Origin of the sequence: Gottfriedia sp. NPDC056225 (assembly GCF_042267765.1) — a bacterium.
Taxonomy (GTDB): Bacteria; Bacillota; Bacilli; order Bacillales; family Bacillaceae_G; genus Gottfriedia.
Genome location: NZ_JBHJTJ010000008.1, coordinates 77337 through 92807 on the forward strand (window position 1 = coordinate 77337; position 15471 = coordinate 92807).

Sequence of the window (15471 nt, forward strand, 5' to 3'; positions counted from 1 at the left end):
AATTTTCAACCCAAATAATCTTTTTTCATTCATAATAGACAGGCACTAACAATCTTGCCAATCTTTAAATGAAATGATTGATTTTATTTAGACAAACTATCATTCTAAGATATGCCTAATTAATCTAAAACGAGAATCCTTTTTCAGAAATGATCATGTCTGAATAATAATGATTTATCTTTTTAAGAAAGGAGAAAATCATGGCAAGTTTCAAAAATTTTCTCAACAAACAAGTTACAATAGAAATATCCGGTAACAGTAATGTTGATGGAATCTTAATAGAAGTTGGAAATGATTTATTAGTTGTTTTCAATGGTGAAAATTTTCTTTATATTCCACTACTGCATATTCATAATCTTAGTGAAAGTTTAATCGAAGAATCCTACGGAGTTGTTCCTTCCTTACAGGAATTAGAACACGAAAAAGATGAGTTATCTTTACGTAAAGTATTAACTGCTGCTAAAGGAATTTTTGTTGAAATTAGTCTTTCAAACAATCATTCTTTTCATGGCTTTATTACAACAATCATGAATAATTACTTCGTTTTTTATTCCCCAATCTATAAAGTCATGTATATATCACTACAGCATTTAAAATGGTTGACCCCCTATCTCACTGATAAAACCCCTTATATGTTAAGTAATAATCTTTTACCTGTAAATCCTTCTAATATCCCTTTAGCACGTACTCTAGACGTTCAATTAAATAAGTTGATTGGTGAATTAGTCGTAATGAACAGTGGAGAGCATTATGAATATATAGGTAAATTGAGTTCGATTGACTCAAATTTCATAGAGTTAACGACATCAAGAGGAGAAAGCAAATTAGTAGGTCTTCGTCACTTAAAATCAATTTTTATTCCGTAAAAATCAATTGAGTGTTGCGGGTGTAACTAAAGCAGGAAAAGAGAAGATTAATTCTCTTCCTAATCCCGCATTCCATTTTCTACCATAAAAAAAATAGAAGCTCCTAGAGCTTCTATTTTTTTACTATCTTTATCCCATTATATGGTATCCTGAGTCAACGTGAATGTTTTCTCCAGTAATACCTCTTGCTAAGTCACTAAATAAGAATAGCGCAGAATCTCCGACTTCTTCTTGTGTTACATTTCTACGTAACGGAGCTTTTTCTTCAATCTCTTTTAAGATCGAATTAAAGTCACCTACTCCTTTTGCAGAAAGCGTACGGATTGGTCCTGCAGAAATTGAGTTTACGCGAATATTATATCTACCAAGGTCATTTGCTAAATAACGTACAGAAGCTTCTAAAGCTGCTTTAGAAACACCCATTAAGTTGTAGTTTTGCATTACGCGCTCTCCACCTAAGTAAGTTAGTGTAACGATACTGCCGCCTTCAGCCATTAATTCCTTTGCTTCACGAGCTACACCTACTAAAGAGTATGCACTAATGTTTTGTGATAAAAGGTATCCGTCACGACTTGTATCTACGAAATCGCCTTTTAAATCCTCTTTATTTGCAAATGCGATACAGTGTGCTACACCGTGAATTGCTCCAACTTTCTCTTTAATTATAGCAAAGCATTTTGCTAAATCTTCGTCGCTAGTTACATCACATTGAACAAGAATATTATTTGGATTTTCTAGTGACTCAGCTAGTTCACGTACCCCTTTTTCTAATCTTTCATTTGCGTATGTAAAAATTAAGTTTGCTCCAGCGCTATGTAATGATTGTGCAATTCCCCATGCGATACTACGGAAGTTTGCTACACCCATAACTACATATGTTTTACCTTTTAATGAAATCATATCAATAGTCTCCTTTATTATTAGTTATTAGTACTAGATACTAAAATAGTAGCACAAATACTATCAATTGCAAATAGTAAAGTTTAATATAGCTTTATCCACATAAAGAAAACTCGTCGACTGACGAGCCTTTTAGGCGAAGTCAGAGGCGTAGTTGCACTTATACTTTATTCCTAAAATTGGCTACCACGCCGAGTACGATTCTTCGTTGCCAATTTATACTATTTAAAGTGAAAAACAGAAATATAATAGTTTATTAAAAAGAGTTTATCGTTTTTTAATTCCTTTAAAGACAAAAATAAATTATAATGATGAATGTCGTACATTTAAAATGCTTATTTAAAAGCATACTAATAAAATAAATATATAGAGAGGTGAGGACATGAAGGAAGACCGTACATCTCCCTTTCAAATTGATTTTAAATTACTATTCATTCTATTTTGTATAGCAGTTGTAAGTTATCTTGCAATTACAAGTGCAATGCCAAGCCTTCCTGCAAATCTAAGAAACATCAATTTCGCTGCTCAACAAATTAAATGGTATATCATTGGATTAGTTGGTATTGCAGCTATTATGATAATTGATTTTGATCGATATAAAAATGTAATTTGGTATATGTATGGATTTGGTTTAATCCTACTTCTTGGATTAGAATTACATATCCCAGGTGCTCAAACGATTAAAGGTGCTACCGCATGGTACAGTATACCCGGTGTAGGTAACTTCCAACCATCTGAGTTAATGAAAATTTTTATGATCATCATTTTAGGAACGGTCATTTCAAGACACAATGAAACGTATGCAGTACGTGGAAGAAGAGAGGATATTTTACTTTTAGGTAAAATATTTGGTTTTGCTCTGCCACCATTACTATTAATTGCTAAAGAGCCCGACTTAGGAAACACAATGGTTATGTGCGCAATTATAGCATCAATGATCTTAGTTTCTGGAATTCGTTGGCGCTATATCCTTGGACTAGTTACTTTAACAGTCGGCCTTGGTGCTTTGATGGTTTATCTATACTTTTACCATTTTGAGTTTTTCACATCTCACATACTGGAAGAATACCAGTTAAATCGTTTTTACGGCTGGTTAGCACCATATGAATATCCATCTCAAGGTTATCAGCTTACTCAGGCATTAATGGCAGCTGGTTCTGGTATGCTAACAGGAAAAGGTTTCCATAACGGTGAGGCATACTTCCCTGAGCCGCATACAGATTTTATCTTCACAGTAATTTGCGAACAATATGGTTTTATAGGAGCAAGTATAGTAATCTCATTATTCTTCTTATTAATTTATCGAATGATTCATATCGCGTTAGAAAGTAATGATAAATTTGGTAGTTATATTTGTGCTGGAGTAGTTGGTATGTTCACTTTCCAAGTATTCCAAAATATTGGTATGACAATTGGGCTACTACCAATTACAGGGATCACTCTACCATTCGTAAGCTATGGAGGAAGTTCACTAGCAACCAACCTGCTAGCAATAGGTTTCATCCTAAACGTAAGATCTCGAACAAATAAATACATGTTTGACTAAATATGGCTAATGATAAAGGAAAGCAGGGGCAAAGATTTTTTAAATCTTGCCCCTCTTTTTTATTTCTACTATAGAGAAACAATGGAAGACTTTTTTAGAATTTTTTTGTTACTGCTAGGTTTTGAACGCCGCCATAACATTTAGATTTATTGTTTTTTCTATTATTTACTGTACATACTAATAGAAATTAATTGTTTCAATTTTCTTAATAAGGATTGATAAGATGAAATATGATGTAATAGGAGATATTCATGGTTGCTATGATGAGTTTGTCGCGTTAACTAAAACACTTGGCTATTTATGGGAAAATAATATCCCTGTCCACCCTAATGATCGCAGGTTGGTTTTTGTCGGTGATTTAACGGATCGTGGACCAAAATCTTTAGCAGTTATAAAAGTAGTATATGAATTAGTGATGAAACAAAAAAAAGCATATTATTCACCGGGCAATCATTGTAATAAGCTTTATCGTTATTTTCTTGGACGTAATGTGAAAATTCAACATGGCCTTGAAACGACTGTAGCCGAATTAGAAGCACTAAACGGTAAAGAAAGAAGTCATTATGAAGAATCATTTAAAAAGCTTTATGAAGGCTCACCATTGTATCATGTTCTTGATCATGGAATGTTAGTTGTTAGTCATGCTGGCATTCGTGAGGATATGATCGGTAAGCATTCCAATAATGTAAAAACATTCGTTTTATATGGTGATATTAATGGAGAAGTACTTCCTAACGGAATGCCTGTAAGAAAAGATTGGGCTAAAGAATATAAAGGTAAAGCCTTAATAATTTATGGTCATACTCCTATTAAGGAACCAAGGGAATTAAATAATACAATAAATATCGATACAGGTGCAGTTTTTGGAGGCAAACTTACTGCATTTTCATACCCGGAACGAAAAATTACACAGGTCCAGTCTTCAATGCCTTATATTGAGGAAAAATTTAGCTTTTATGAAGAGGTTAAGAGCATTTAAAAAATAATTAAATTTACATATAAATTTAGAAATAGAACAAAAAAAAGTAGATTTCCAAGTGGAACCTACTTTTTTGCTGATTTAAGCAGGCGTCCACTTATCAGCGTTATATTTTAGTCTCTTCCATCCCCATGGTTGAAACACTACATAATTAAAAATAATCTATTATTCATATATTGTCAATAAATTCTACAAAATTTAGACAAATTTATCCCTTGACATTTTACGATTCCAAAAAGCCTATTAAATCAGGTGGTAAAGCGATTTCATAATTTTTCCTAAAATGGTCAATTGGATGCGTAAATGACAACTTATAACTATGCAACGCCTGTCTCTTTAGCGCATCATTTTTCCCTCCATATAAGTCATCCCCAATTAAGGGATGTCCTAAAGAAGACATATGAACACGAATTTGATGTGTTCTACCAGTTTCTAATTGTAGTTCTACGACTGAATAATTACTATTTGCCAAGAGGACGTTATAATGTGTAATTGCCTCTTGCCCGTTTTCAGATACAACTCTTTCAATAATGCTATCACTTTTCCTAGCAATTTTTGCTCGTATAACCCCTATAGATTCATTCATTTGCCCATGAACAATTGCAATATATTTTCTTTGAACACTTTTTAACTCATTTTTAGAAAATAAATAATGAATATAACGATTTTTTGCAACTAGCATTAATCCTGAAGTATCTTTGTCTAATCTAGTTACAATATGAATTGTAGATTGAAGTCCAATCGATTGATAATAATATAATAAACCATTTGCTAGAGTACCATTAGGATGCTCTCTAGAAGGTATACTCGGTATTCCAGAAGGTTTATTTATGATTAAAACTGCATCATCTTCATAAACAATCTCAAAAGGAATTTCTTCAGCTATTAGCTCTTCACTTGGCTTTTCGATTGGAAAATAGATTTGTACAAGATCTGATTCATTTAATATTGTACGAACAGTTTTTTCTTCATCATTTACTGTGATTTTTCCACCTTGAAATTTTATATCTGTTAACGCACGTTTAGAGAGCTCCTTTAATTTAAGAAACTCTCTAAGTAAAATGCCATTATGTTCTTTTTTTACTTCCCACTTTAAACTAAATTGCTTCATTTTCTTCACCATTATTCTTTAACAAAAGAATCCACAACACGTTTCCAAAATGGAAAAGGTCTGAAACGTGCAAATCGTACTTTTTCATGAGCTACTCTACATTGAATCGATTTAACGTCTTGATGCACAATTGTTTTATGATCTAATGTAATTTGAAAGTTTGCATTTCTCACTGGTTTAAGTAAACAAGTATGATGCTTAGGTAAAACAAGTGGTGAGCCAATAGTACGAAAAACTCGATTATTGATTGATGCCATCTCAGCAATTTGAATCGCCTCAATTGATGGATGAATAATCGCACCACCTAAAGCCTTATTATATGCAGTACTACCTGATGGAGTAGAAATGCAAAGCCCGTCACCCCTAAATGTTTCAAAATGCTGACCTTTTATTTCAACATCAATCACTAAAGTACCTTCAAGTCCTTTTATCGTACACTCATTTAAAGCTAGTGTTTGCATTTCTTTTCTTCCATCCTTGTAACGAATGATAACTTCCAATAAAGGATATTCAACTACTTGAAATGGAGTCTTCGCTATTGCAATAACAAGTTTTTCTACCTCGCTTGGTACCCAATCAGCGTAAAATCCCAAGTGTCCAGTATGAACCCCTACGAAAGATACTTTATCGAGAAGATGAGTGTAATGATGAAAAGCATGAAGTAAAGTCCCATCGCCACCTACTGATATGACTATTTCAGGTTCCTCTTCATCAAATTTAAAATCAAAGCTCTCTAAATAATCTCTCATTCGTTTCATCAGCTCATTGGACTCTTGATCACCCTTAGACATAATTACAAAATTCATTTTCTTGTCCTTCCCTTATTGGTCGTTTTTTTTCGAAAATTCGGCTTGTGCTTCTTGAATCTCACCTCTTATTAGAGACATTTCTTCATCAAGTAAAAACGCTGCTTCAGCTGCTCTTTGTAATCGTTCAAGAATGTTTTTAGGATATTGCCCTTTGTACTTATAGTTTAAAGAATGCTCTATTGTTGCCCAAAAATTCATCGCAAGTGTTCTAATTTGTATTTCCACGAGCACTTTACGTTCACCTTCAATCGTTTGAACTGGATATTCAACTACAACGTGGTATGAACGATAGCCGCTCTGCTTTTTATTCGTAATATAATCGCGCTCTTCTACAATTTTAAAATCCTTCCGTTTACGCAGAAGTTCCACGACATTTTTAATATCTTCAACAAATTGACACATCATTCTTAGACCAGCAATATCTTGTAGCTCAGTTTCCAAATTCGCTAATGGAATACCTTTTCTTATTGTCTTATTCACGATACTATGAATTGGTTTTACTCTCCCAGTAACGAATTCAATAGGGGAATGTTGGTGAGTTTCTTCAAACTGCTTTCTAATCCCTTTTAACTTAACTTTCAATTCATTTACTGCTTGCTCATAAGGTGCTAAAAAACTTTCCCATTGACCATTCATATCAATCACCCACTAACTTACTTCTCTTCTAAAAACACGCTTTGAATCTGCTTAACAAATTCTTCCCCATAGTTAAAATTACCTTCTACATTTTGAACTAAATAAGATAATTCATCATTCCAACTATTTAGTGCCATGTTTTCTTCATCGACTTTTAAAAATACATTTATATTTTGATCACTTGCTTTTTTTAAATCAGACCAATATTCAAAAGGAACCGTAACATATACAAATTCTTCTTTTTCTTCTATTATATACAATAGTGAACTTTCATCTGAGTCTGCAATCATTGTCCCAACTTCACTGCACTGTTCTAAATTCAATTTTGACTGATCAATTAATAAAAATAAACCATCTTCATTTATAATTGTTCCATTTATTTCAAGCATTTTTCTCATCGTAAAACCTCAACCTTTTTAATGTATGTATTTTATTCTAATTTGACCATTTATATTGTAACATATCAAATAGAAAATAGACGACTAGCACAAACGATAACACAAATAATACAAAAAGAAGGAGCTCCTTATGGCTAAAGAAATTGAAATAGAATTTAAAAACTTATTAACAAAAGAAGAATTTGAAAACCTAAAAACCTTTTTTCAAATTAATGAATCTAGGTTCCATTCGCAAACTAATTATTATTTTGAAACTCCTAGTTTTTCAATTAAAGAACATGGTGGAGCTTTAAGAATTCGCAAAAAGTCAGCCACTTCTTACACATTAACTTTAAAAATTAGACAAACTGTCGGTCATTTAGAAATTAATCAAAAAATTAGTGAATCTGATGCATCAAACATGTTAGAAACATCCGTATTACCAGATGGAGAAGTAAAAGAATATATCAACGAAGTAAAGTTAGACTTAAATGATTTAAATTTAATAGGTGAATTAACAACAAATCGAGTAGAATTCCCATATGAAGATGGACTCTTAGTCTTAGACCATAGTACATATTTAAAGCATGAGGATTATGAATTAGAATTCGAAGTAACCGATGAAAACATTGGCAAACAGCAGTTTATCAATCTCCTAATGAATCATCAAATTCCAGAGCGTAAAACTCTTAATAAAATTAAACGCTTTTTTAATGTCAAAAATGAGCTTGATAAAAAGTGATATAATTGGTTTTATAAGCCTTTCAAAAGTCAGACTAACTGATGGATGAGAGGCTTTTTTTAAATTCTAAACGAATAAACGCCAAGCTGTGTGCCTCTCCTAGTCAGCCGAGGGAAGAACTTAGAGGGTATAATTCCAAGTTTTTTAATTCATAATCTATTTTATTGATCCTTCCAATCAAAATTTAACAGATTTTTATCATTTTTTTATATAATTAAAGTAATATTCCAAGTTAGGTATTTGGAAGTAACTGATTTTGGCCAATTTCAGGTGAAAATGCCCCAACGGGTATGGGTATTTCTTTCTCTTATTTGCGATTTTCAAAATTTATTTGCAGTACGACTTTATTTACAACTCCGGCTAATTCTTTAAGATCGACTAAACTTAAATCACTACTTCCTTTCATTAGACTCAAATTAATTAAAAAGATTTAATAGATTATGGAAAAAAAGTGCATCATATTTGAAATATTAACTCTCCGTTGCTACAATACGGTTAGAGATGAAACGTGTTATATCTTACAAATTAATTTTCATGTCTGTTATAGTACGGACATTTGAATTGCATTAAGGGTGAAATATATGAATGACAAACAATATAAAAAGGAATCAATCACGCTTCCCGAGAAGAACTGTACAAAAAAATCGATTGAATTGTATGTATTCATAGATCCACTTTGTAGAAATTGTTGGGATTTTAGTACACTTTTAAAGAAGTTCCACTTAGAATATGGTCAATATTTTTCATCTACTTATATTCCAGTTAATCGATATTACACTACAAAAAAACTATTAGAAAAACGACCATCACAGCTTTCTTTCGTTTGGGAAAAGACAGCTAGCAGGTCTGATATACTTTGTGATGATCACCTTTGGATTGATAATAAGGAGCTTTATCCTTATTACTCGGCTATTGCAATAAAAGCAGCTGAGCTTCAAGGTAGAGTAGCTGGCGTTAATTATTTAAAAAAGCTACAAGAATATTATTTCTTAATGGACTTAGACATTACAGATCAAGAAGTTCTTATTCAATGTGCTAAAGATATAAATATTGATGTCAAAGAGTTTATGGAAGATTTACACAGTACCCACTCAATTAAAGCTTTGCAATGCGATATTAAAGTTACAAAAGAAATGCATGTAACTGAAATACCGAGTGTTGTATTTTTTAATGAGAATATCGAAGAAGAAGGTTTGAAGGTATCTGGTTTTGAGAGCTATCAAACCTATGTAAAAATTTTAAAACTAATGACTAATACAGTGCTAAAAAAAAGAGAACTTCCTGATTTAGCCGAATTTATTAAATTTCAACCTTTCGTTACAATAAAAGAACTTTGTACGATCTATGAGAAATCTACTCAATGCATGGAGTTAGAATTAAAAAAACTAATTTTACGTAGAAAAGTTAAGAAAATTGTTCAAAAAGATAATATTTATTATCAATACGTTGTTTAAACGACAAAAAAAGACCTAGCTTTCGCTAGGTCCTTTTTTTGATGTAATTTTACATCAAGGGGATGGGAGAAATTTTCACGTTCAACAAAGGGGTATTTGTGTTTGTGAAGTAATTCACACCCTTATAATACAATTTATTTTGGCGTTTGGCAACCACTTGAGAAATATTTCACATTTTAGACACAAATACAATTCTAGGATAATGGTTTACGTTCAATCAAAATAACCGTCAAATATACCGTAGGCTTAACGATTCAATTGAGAGTATGAGCAAATGAGAGAATACAAAAAAACCAAACACATATAAGATTTTATCTTACATATGTCTGGTTACTGAAAAATTTTAGTTAAATAGTAATTCTTCCATTTCGTTTAGCATTTCTTCAAAGACTTTTAATGCTTCTACGATTGGTTGTGAAGAAGTCATGTCTACCCCAGCTTTTTTCAATACTTCAATTGGATAATCAGAGCTTCCTGATTTTAAGAAGCCTAAATATCTCTCAACTGCTGGTTCGCCTTCTTCTAAAATTTGTTTAGAAAGAGCTGTAGCAGCACTGAATCCTGTTGCGTATTGGTACACATAGTAGTTGTAATAGAAATGCGGGATTCTGCTCCATTCTAACCCAATTAACTCATCAATTACGATATCCTCACCAAAATATTTTTGATTTAGTTCATAGTATGTTTTTGTTAATAAATCTGGCGTTAATGCTTCACCATTTTGAGCTAATTCATGAATCTTGTGCTCAAATTCTGCAAACATTGTTTGACGGAAAACAGTACCTCTAAACGTCTCTAAATAGTGATTTAATAAATATAGTCTTTGTTTAGGGTCTTCTGTATTTTTTAGTAAATACTCATTTAATATCGCTTCATTACATGTAGAAGCAACTTCTGCTACGAAAATTGAATAGTCTCCGTAAACATATGGTTGATTTTTACGAGTATAATAACTGTGCACTGAATGTCCAAATTCATGTGCTAAAGTAAATAAATTATTTACATTGTCTTGCCAGTTCATTAAGATGTATGGATTCGTACCATATGCTCCAGAAGAATATGCACCACTACGTTTTCCTTTGTTTTCTACAACGTCTACCCAGCGGTTTTCATATGCTTCTTTAAGAATTTCAATGTATTCCTCACCTAAAGGTTTTAATGCCTTTAATAATACTTCTTTTGCTTCATCATATTTAACTTCCATTTTTACTTCTTCAACTAATGGAGTAAATAAATCATACATATGAATTTCGTCTAATTTTAATGCTTTCTTACGAATATCAATATAGCGATGTAATAAGCTTAAATGATCATTTACAGTAGAAACTAATTGATCATAAACAATTTCAGGAATAGCATTATTACTTAATGCTGCATGGCGAGCGTTATCGTATTTTCTTACTTTAGCCTTGAAATTATCTTTCTTAACAGCTCCACTTAAAGTACTTGCAAAAGTGTTTTTATACGCATCATACGTATTGTAAACTGCTTCAAAAGCATCTTTACGAACTCGACGATCTGCACTTTCTAAATAGTGAATATAACGACCGTGAGTAATTTCTACTTCTTCACCATTTTCATCTTCAATCGTTGGGAATTTTAAATCCGCATTATTTAACATTCCAAATGTATTACTAGAAGAAGATAATACTTCAGATGCTTGAGCCATAATTTCTTCTTCAGCTGCTGAAAGAACATGCGGTTTTTGTTTTAAAACTTCCTCTAAAGAATGCTCGTACAATTTTAGGTCATCGTTTTCATCAATAAATTTTTTCAATGTATCATCTGAAATTGTTAGTAATTCAGGCACGAAGTACGACATTGCACTTCCAGCCTTAGTATATAAGTTTTTCGCGCGATCATCTAAAGCTTGATATGTTGAATTTGTTGTATCTTGATCGTAACGCATATGAGAATATGTATACAACTTACCTAATAAGAACGAAATTTCGTCCTGCTTTTTTAATGCATTTAAAAGCGTTTGAGAAGATTCCCCTAATTTGCCTTTAAATTCTGAAAATGATGGGATTAATTCAAGTACTTTCTTGTACTCTTCTTCCCATTTTGCATCAGTTGCATAAATATCTTCCAACTTCCAAGTTAATTCTTCTTGAACTTCATTTCTAGTCGGCAGTTTTTTTACAGCTTTTTGTTCTAGCATGTCTGATCCCCCTAAATTATTATTATTGTATTAATAACCTTCCAACGTCTGATATTAATAATCATTTGAATCGGTTTCTACGTTAAACAATAAATCAAATGCTGTATTAGTGCTCAGACAATCTTCATCCAATGCTTGTTCGAATAATGATGGAATAATAGCATTAGCTATCTTCATTATTTTACCATTTTTACTCCGTTTTACGATTCTAAATTTTACTAAAAAGTCAATATACTTTTCTACACATTTCTCCAAATTACCTATTTCGTTATCCTGAAACTGATTAATCCTCCTATGATTATTCTGTACTTCTAAATTTACATATTGTTTAATATTCTCGACATCAATTCGTTGTCCAATCTCCACCTGATGAAAAAATTTAAAATATATTAGCCCTTGCCATAAGATACAATGTTCCTTAATAATACAGTTACTTTCTAATGGCACACCAATTATAGCCGGAAAATACACCATTTTCGCTTTATACAAATATTGTTTTAAAATTTTAAATTTACCTTTAGTATGCAAATGTTGATAAAGTCTAAAATCTTTTTTTAAACGATTCCATCGATCAATGAATTCCTTTTTATCAATTTTATTTTGGGATAATAATTTCTTTAGATTAAAATGATTTATTGGATAAACTTGCTTTTGTCCAATATATTGGACTGGAGAGAATGCTATAAGTGAGGAAAGGACAATAAATGAATCCATCGTAGGATTATAATACAGAAGAGAATATACATTAACCTTAATTAGAGAATAAACAGAGAGTGAATTTAGATAGAACGATGACCATCTTTTTTGTTTTAATAGCTTATCATTTAAGATCCACATTACTTTCATTCCACTATTCTTTAATGAACTAGTTCTTTTTACCATTAGATCTAACGGTATAATAGAACATTGATACTCAATACATAATTGAAAACTTTGTATACTAACAAACAAATCTGGCCTTTGATTTAATTCTGGTAAAAATTTTTCAACTTCAACATTTAACGCTAATTTTTTAAAAAATTGATATAAAGCAAATTTCCCTTTTATGTGCTCAAGACTTTCTTTTCCTTCATTATCACATTCCGTCAAATCAATATGAGCAAAATGCGGAACATTCTTTAGACCAGCTTTGAGCCTCACCGGTTTTTTACAATTAGGACAATAGTATGGCCCCACTTTTTTCAATCTGACTAATTCCTCTGGAGTTTTCATTTCAAATAAATTAATAATATCTTTCTTCGAATTTAATGCAACGATCATGAAAAAACTACCTCCTTTCCACACTACTTCACTATACTCCTCAAAATATCCTTCAAAAAAATAAAAAGCGATTTTTCAAATAAAAAAGCCCACCCAAAATTGAATTTTCAATTTGGTAGGCTAACTATGTCTATGCATTTATATAAAATTGTTCTTTATAATGAAGTTATTCATAGAAATTTCCAATCTTTTTCAAGTAATTTTGCACTTAAAGTAGTGGTGCCATTAATCTTGATAATGATTCAAATATCCTTTTGTATATAGGTCTCTTTTTAAATTCATTAAATATAATTGCTTCTGATTCAAGGATATCATGTTTAAAATCATTAACTAAGTGATCAATACTTTCTTCCAAATATAAAAATGCAGTTACTTCAAAATTCAAACGAAAACTTCGCATGTCCATATTTGCAGTTCCGACAGAAGCGACTTCGCCATCTACAATTAATATTTTACTGTGTAAGAACCCTTGCTTATATTCATATATTTCTACTCCGGCCTCTAATAACTCTGGAAAATAAGAACGTGAGGCATAGAATACAATCTTTTTATCTGGACGATCTGGCATTAGAATTTTTACTTTTACCCCACCATTTGCTGCCACCTTAAGCGCAGTTAATATATCTTCATCAGGTACAAAATACGGTGAAGCAATATAAATACTTTCTCTTGCACTAGTAATCATTGCAAAAAATAATTCTTTAATGACTTCATGTTTCCGATCTGGCCCTCCAGAAACTAATTGAATTGCTCCCTTTGAGGAATAATTATTTGAATTAATATCAAAATATTCTTTTTCATCAATTAACTCATTCGTCATATAATACCAGTCTTGTAGAAATATGAATTGTAGTGTTCGCACACCTTCTCCATTAAGGTATAGATGTGTATCTCTCCATTTACCAAAATAAAGATCTTTTCCTAAATACTCGTCTCCAATGTTTAAACCACCGACAAAACCGACATTTGAATCAATTACAATGATCTTACGATGATTCCGGTAATTGATGGTATCATTTAATACTGGAATTTTCACTGGAGAAAATGGTAGTATTTCTACTCCAGCTTTTCGTAAATCTTTTACAAAACTTCTTGATAACTTCCAGCTTCCTACAGCGTCATATAAAAATCGAACTTTTACTCCATTCATAGCCTTTTCAATTAGAATTTCTTTAAGCTGTTTACCAATTTCATCGTCTCTTACTATATAAAACTCAATATGAATATGATGCTTTGCTTTTTTTAATTCTTCAATGATTTTTGGAAATGTTTCACTTCCATTCGTTAAAACTTTCGTAAAAGTATTCATTGTGACTGGTGTATTACTTTGTTTTGCAGCGATATTAATTAAATATTCCAATCTTTTATTTTGATAAATAAAATCTTTCACTTCTTCATCATCTGACCCATTGATTAACCCATTTGCATTCTGATCATTAATTGCTTTTTTTCGATAGACCATTTTCTTTTTGTAATTTTGTCCAAAAATTAAATAAAAAACAAAACCAAACAACGGAAATATGGCTAAGAGAATAATCCACGTTAAAGTTCTAGCAGGATTTCTATTTTCTAAGAAAATAATAATCGATACACCTATTGCTGTTATCGAAAACATAATACTTATTAATCTAAAAACAGTAGATTTCTCAAAAAAAGCAAAATTCATTAGCCAAATGAATTTAATAGTCGGAGAAGCAAAATATAAAATGCATACTACAATTGATAAAAATATTAAAATCTTTAATCGAAATTGCATCAATATTCTCCTTTATACAGAAAAGAAACCGATCCCTAAGGCATCGGCTATTACAGTAATGGAAAAATTGATTTAAAATGAGGTAATGCTGTTTTCTCATAAATCAATTTTCCGTATTCCTCTAAAACATGTATAGTTACCTTTGAACGATGGCCATATTCAAGTAACATTGATGATAGGTATTCAACTTGAACTTCATCAAGTAAATCTTCCTCAAATTTAACATAAAGATAGTAATAATCTTGGAAGGAATAAAGTGTACTTTCAAATGATTCTTGATTAACAGAATGAGATAAAGAAATGAGATCTTCAAGATTTTTAAAGGATAAAATAATTTCATTTTCCTCTTCATCAATCGATTCAAAAATATCGTCATCATCATCTTCTTCTGAATCATCGTCATCATCTACAGAAATAAAAGGTATTTCTAAATTCTTTTCTCCTTCACCTAAGTTAACTTCTACTTTCTTACCATCTTTAGAAATTACAGCTTTCGTGACAACTACTTCTAAGCCTTTGTCTAGTGCCTGTACCTGAATCCATAGGGGGCCACCAGCAATGAATTCCTCAGTCAAATGCGCTTCATCAATTAATTCCCAGAAAAGCTCTTCACTTCTTTCTCGGTCTAACCATACTTCATCCTTCGAGAAACCTCTCTCTTCGATGTCTAAGTAGGATATGGAGAATTTAAACGTATTCTCATTAATTCTTTCTATTTCCATTGTTTTCCCCCTCCTTTAATGAACAACAAGTAATTGCGTTAGACGAAATAGAATAAATATAGTTAAAGAATTTTATATTAAATATAAAATTCTGAAATAGTAAATTAGAAAAATACTCTTAAAAATTTAGCTTTAATAAGTAAATTTTTATC

The 15471-nt window shown here is 31.4% G+C and carries 14 protein-coding genes; 5 read left to right on the forward strand and 9 right to left on the reverse strand.

Annotated features, from left to right (window positions below; translation table 11 throughout):
• The first annotated feature begins 200 nt into the window (after positions 1-200).
• Positions 201-866, forward strand: coding sequence for a DUF2642 domain-containing protein (locus ACFCYN_RS08015; RefSeq protein WP_098117250.1), 666 nt, complete (start codon positions 201-203; stop codon positions 864-866).
• Positions 867-995: 129 nt separating this feature from the next.
• Here the strand turns inward: ACFCYN_RS08015 and fabI are convergent, their stop codons facing one another.
• Positions 996-1766 (reverse strand): enoyl-ACP reductase FabI, encoded by a 771-nt coding sequence (fabI, locus tag ACFCYN_RS08020; protein WP_375948630.1) that lies wholly within the window; start codon positions 1764-1766, stop codon positions 996-998.
• Between the two features lie 382 nt (positions 1767-2148).
• On the opposite strand from fabI, the gene ACFCYN_RS08025 reads away from it, so the two are divergent.
• Entirely contained in the window at positions 2149-3312 is a 1164-nt protein-coding gene (locus ACFCYN_RS08025; RefSeq protein WP_375948632.1) for an FtsW/RodA/SpoVE family cell cycle protein, read from the forward strand.
• Positions 3313-3535: 223 nt separating this feature from the next.
• Positions 3536-4291, forward strand: coding sequence for a bis(5'-nucleosyl)-tetraphosphatase PrpE (prpE, locus tag ACFCYN_RS08030; protein ID WP_375948634.1), 756 nt, complete (start codon positions 3536-3538; stop codon positions 4289-4291).
• 223 nt (positions 4292-4514) lie between these two features.
• Here the strand turns inward: prpE and ACFCYN_RS08035 are convergent, their stop codons facing one another.
• Genes ACFCYN_RS08035 through ACFCYN_RS08050 form a run of 4 tightly spaced genes read right to left on the reverse strand, consistent with a single transcriptional unit; the run spans position 4515 to position 7245 of the window.
• Positions 4515-5402, reverse strand: coding sequence for an RluA family pseudouridine synthase (locus tag ACFCYN_RS08035; protein ID WP_375948635.1), 888 nt, complete (start codon positions 5400-5402; stop codon positions 4515-4517).
• Positions 5403-5413: 11 nt separating this feature from the next.
• The gene (locus ACFCYN_RS08040) at positions 5414-6208 is read right to left on the reverse strand and encodes an NAD kinase (RefSeq protein WP_098117245.1); all 795 of its coding nucleotides are present in this window, start codon (positions 6206-6208) and stop codon (positions 5414-5416) included.
• Positions 6209-6223: 15 nt separating this feature from the next.
• Positions 6224-6847: a GTP diphosphokinase gene (yjbM, locus tag ACFCYN_RS08045; protein WP_098117244.1), complete on the reverse strand. Its 624-nt coding sequence runs from the start codon at positions 6845-6847 to the stop codon at positions 6224-6226.
• A 17-nt stretch (positions 6848-6864) separates the two neighbouring features.
• Complete coding sequence (locus ACFCYN_RS08050) at positions 6865-7245, reverse strand: UPF0738 family protein (RefSeq protein WP_375948637.1); 381 nt, start codon at positions 7243-7245, stop codon at positions 6865-6867.
• 130 nt (positions 7246-7375) lie between these two features.
• On the opposite strand from ACFCYN_RS08050, the gene ACFCYN_RS08055 reads away from it, so the two are divergent.
• Together ACFCYN_RS08055 and ACFCYN_RS08060 are read left to right on the forward strand one after the other, a co-directional pair.
• Positions 7376-7966: a CYTH domain-containing protein gene (locus ACFCYN_RS08055; RefSeq protein ID WP_375948639.1), complete on the forward strand. Its 591-nt coding sequence runs from the start codon at positions 7376-7378 to the stop codon at positions 7964-7966.
• A gap of 581 nt (positions 7967-8547) precedes the next feature.
• On the forward strand, positions 8548-9420 hold the full coding sequence (locus tag ACFCYN_RS08060; protein ID WP_375948641.1) for a DsbA family protein: 873 nt from the start codon (positions 8548-8550) through the stop codon (positions 9418-9420).
• A gap of 343 nt (positions 9421-9763) precedes the next feature.
• On the opposite strand, the gene pepF is transcribed toward ACFCYN_RS08060, so the two are convergent.
• The 4 genes from pepF to mecA all read right to left on the reverse strand — a co-directional run bounded on the left by pepF (position 9764) and on the right by mecA (position 15319).
• Entirely contained in the window at positions 9764-11581 is a 1818-nt protein-coding gene (gene pepF, locus ACFCYN_RS08065) for an oligoendopeptidase F (RefSeq protein WP_172445636.1), read from the reverse strand.
• A 54-nt stretch (positions 11582-11635) separates the two neighbouring features.
• A complete protein-coding gene (locus ACFCYN_RS08070) occupies positions 11636-12841 on the reverse strand; it encodes a competence protein CoiA (protein WP_375948644.1) in 1206 nt (401 codons plus the stop codon).
• Between the two features lie 208 nt (positions 12842-13049).
• Positions 13050-14597, reverse strand: coding sequence for a cardiolipin synthase (gene cls / locus ACFCYN_RS08075; RefSeq protein WP_172445638.1), 1548 nt, complete (start codon positions 14595-14597; stop codon positions 13050-13052).
• 50 nt (positions 14598-14647) lie between these two features.
• On the reverse strand, positions 14648-15319 hold the full coding sequence (gene mecA, locus ACFCYN_RS08080) for an adaptor protein MecA (RefSeq protein ID WP_172445639.1): 672 nt from the start codon (positions 15317-15319) through the stop codon (positions 14648-14650).
• Positions 15320-15471 lie beyond the last annotated feature (152 nt).